Source organism: Ancylomarina sp., from assembly GCF_041555295.1.
GTDB lineage: Bacteria > Bacteroidota > Bacteroidia > Bacteroidales > Marinifilaceae > Ancylomarina.
Genome location: NZ_JBFFKR010000308.1, coordinates 1 through 3,651 on the forward strand (window position 1 = coordinate 1; position 3,651 = coordinate 3,651).

At 38.0% G+C, this 3,651-nt stretch carries 2 protein-coding genes; both read right to left on the reverse strand.

The annotated features are described in order from the left end of the window. Window positions 1–33 precede the first annotated feature (33 nt). A complete protein-coding gene (locus ABY905_RS15080) occupies window positions 34–1,662 on the reverse strand; it encodes a BCCT family transporter (protein ID WP_372645346.1) in 1,629 nt (542 codons plus the stop codon). A gap of 20 nt (window positions 1,663–1,682) precedes the next feature. Continuing rightward, on the reverse strand, window positions 1,683–2,804 hold the full coding sequence (locus tag ABY905_RS15085; RefSeq protein ID WP_372645348.1) for a hypothetical protein: 1,122 nt from the start codon (window positions 2,802–2,804) through the stop codon (window positions 1,683–1,685). Between the last annotated feature and the right edge of the window lie 847 nt (window positions 2,805–3,651).

Sequence of the window (3,651 nt, forward strand, 5' to 3'; positions counted from 1 at the left end):
AGAGACGCAGCACCCTGCTACGTCTCTTCCCATTTATTCTAAAATACATTCGACCTCTTTCTCTTCAACTTTCAGGTTTTTAATTTCATCCTGCTCATTCAGTTCATCCAGATTGACGAGGGTGACATCTTCCTCATATTCCGTTAGTGATTTATAAAAACTATAACACATTACAATCAGAATCAGTGAAAAGGGTATTGCGGTTAAGATCGATGCCGTTTGCAAGGCTGTCAAACCACCTCCAATCAACAGAACTGCAGCAAGTAAACCTTCCATGGATGCCCAGAATATTTTCTGCCCCTTTGGTGCATTATGTCGTCCTCCAGAAGTCAATGTATCGACAACAAATGAACCCGAATCTGAGGACGTAACAAAAAAGCTAGCCACCAAAACAACTGTTATAATCGATGAAAATGTTGTGAATGGATACTGCTCAAGAAGGTGATAGATGGCAGTTGCCACATTATTATTTACAGCTTCTGTGATTGCATGATTTCCGATGAGTTCCTGAAAAATCGCAGATCCTCCGAACACAGTCATCCAAAGCATGGTTAATAGGGTTGGTACCAACATAACACCAAAAATAAATTCTCTGATGGTTCGTCCCTTAGAGATTCGGGCTATAAAAATACCGACAAAAGGCGACCAGGAAATCCACCATGCCCAGTAAAACACAGTCCATGAACTTTGCCAGTGTTTGCCTTCTCCCACCCCGCCAAAAGAATTCGTCCAAAAACTCAAGTCGAAGAAATTACCAATATAATGACCAATATTTTGAATAAAGGATTTGAATATGAAAAGAGTTGGACCAGCGATAAGCATAAATACCAATAAGACAATTGCAAGTCGCATATTCCATTCACTCAACATTCGTATCCCTTTATCTAATCCTAAAATTAGAGATAGCGTTGCAAAAACTGTGATAACAACAATTATAATAACCTGAACAGCATTGCTACTTTCCACTTGGAAAAGGTATTCCAGACCGGCATTAATTTGTTGAGCACCTAAACCCAAAGAAGTCGCCAGACCAAATATGGTTGCTATTACGGAAATAATATCAATCATATCGCCAATTGGGCCATATATTCTGTCCCCCAATATGGGATGAAAGATAGACCGTATGGTCAAAGGCAATTTCTTGTTAAAGGTGAAAAATGCCAAGGCAACCCCAACAATGGCATACAATGCCCAGGCATGTACGCCCCAGTGCAAAAAGGTGATGCCCATTGCTGTTTTTGCAGCCAACACAGTATCTTCACTAGAGCCTAAGAAAGGATTGCTGTTAAAATGAAAGATAGGCTCGGCCACACTCCAAAATAGAAGTCCGATCCCCATACCAGCACTAAAAAGCATGGAAAACCAGCCCACTCGGGAAAACTCGGGCTTGGCATATTTACCACCAATTCTGATTTTAGCATATCTCCCGAAACCAAGATATAATGCAAATACCAATAAGGCATTTACCAGAAGGATGAAGAACCATCCAATTTTATCGGCAACATAGTTTTGAGTATTGGCAAACCATTGTTCCATAGGCTTACCAACGATCAAAGTGGTACTTACCAGTGCCGTTATTATAAGTAAAGAGGTAATAAAAACCGGCCCGTTGGCTTTTATCCCTAAAAATGTTTTTTTGTCACTCCTAATTCTTTCTCTCATCCTATATGATTCCTTATTGATTAAAAGTAGTAGCCTACATTAATATTGAAACGCATCTCCCAGTCGGCGTCAGGGGTTCCTTCAGCCAAAGCATTGGTCCATTCAGATCCCAGCCAAGGCTGATTTTTTCCTGCGGCCAAATCAAAATAAGTATAAATGTTACCTGCTGTAAACATGGCACCCGTTACATTCATCATAGAACTTTCAAAATTGCTCTCGGCCTTATCCATATATCCAAAATCGTTATAGATAACAACACTAGATACTGGTCCCCATTCCAGAGGAATAGAATAACTTAAGCCAAGGGTATATATGCTTGCTTCAGCTGCAACCAAATAAGGTGCACCATAGGCAGTCATGGCAACAACATCATCTCGTTCTCCAACTGGATTCTCAGGACTGTATTTGTAATTGGCTATTTGAGCTTTTACACCAAATTTACCTGCTTTCAATTCGTAATAGGCAGCAAGGGCATAATGGCTTCCTATTTCTTCGGTATCTATATTGTACAGGCCTCCGTATTGTGCAGATACACCCATACGGTGTTTTGCATTTGTATTATTGATTTTATAAGACAAATCTCCATTCAGTTGATTCACCTCTTTATTTCGGAGAATAAGATTCCCATCATTATCCGAACTTGAACCCACATCGTAAGAGTAACGGCTATTGGATACATCTGAATTATTCCCAAATTGAAGTTCTTCCGCATTTTTGAAGAAAGCCAGACTGTAGTCCCACTTTTCTCCTCGATGCGTATACTTTAGTCCCATGTCGTGATCATCTTCTAGACCTACATAGTAGTTTAAGCTAAAGAACCAAGAGTTTGAATTGTATGTTGTAATACCGAAAGGCACTTGAGTCAAACCGAATTGCAATTCGTCATTTTCATTGAAATCGTAGGCAATCCAACCTTGCTTTAACATGGCGCCACCAAAACCTTCTGAATAAAATCTGTATTCAGCATTTAATTTTAAGCCTTTGTATTTTGCTTTGGCATTTAATCGGAATACATCGAAACCCAAATCGCCGCCACGTTTTTGTTGTGCGTCTTTCCAGCTCGAATAATTATAATTGAATCGTAATGCTCCGCCAATTTCAACAAGAGGTTTCTCCTGTGCATGCACGGAAAAAGTGGACATAAGGAAACAGATCCCCAGCCACGTTTTTAAATAAAACATAAATGTAAATTAGATGAATATCACATGCTAAATAATGGGTGCATGCATTGGGTATCCGTATTAAAACGGATATTAAAGGATGCTTAATTGTAGCATGGAGGGAGGAATTTATCGGACAGTATTCTGAAAATAAGAAACTGAAAGCTATAGATTCTGGTATTCCTTTTATCGTGAAGTTCACTTGGTTTTAATCCCATAGCGCGCAAAAGTAGTTATTAATTACTTACCTCCCAATATAATTAATTGTTTGTAAACATGTTCCATTTCGAAATAAACTAACACCCATTTCCTTACTGTTATACTGAGCCATTACTATACTCTGATAGAAAGTTAAATGATGGAGGTTTAAGTTAGCTTTTATATGGTGAAATAAAAGATCTTGTAACTTGAGCAGAAGCTTAGATTATTAGAAAAGCAAAAAGCATTTCTTGAAGCTCAAGCAGATCTTTTATATCGAAAAGCCGTTCTTTTTGATATGATGATTGATATGGCTGAAAAAGAGTTTCATATTCCTATTCGAAAAAGGACTCACCCTAACAATAGACCGCAGCCGCTAAGAATGAATGAATGGAATATTAAAGCAGGAATTTTATTAGAACACTATTAGGTAAAACTACCAGTAATGAAAGAGTTAATAAAAGACAGTGTAAGAAAACAGAACCCATTAAGACCTCATTGGTCTTGTTACATGATGATTCCATGACAAGTTCATAAATAACGAGATCTTAAGATCAAAAACTATATAAAAAAACAGATCCTGTCAAACTTAAGTCTGACAGGATCTGATAATACTCTATTTTAGTCTAAT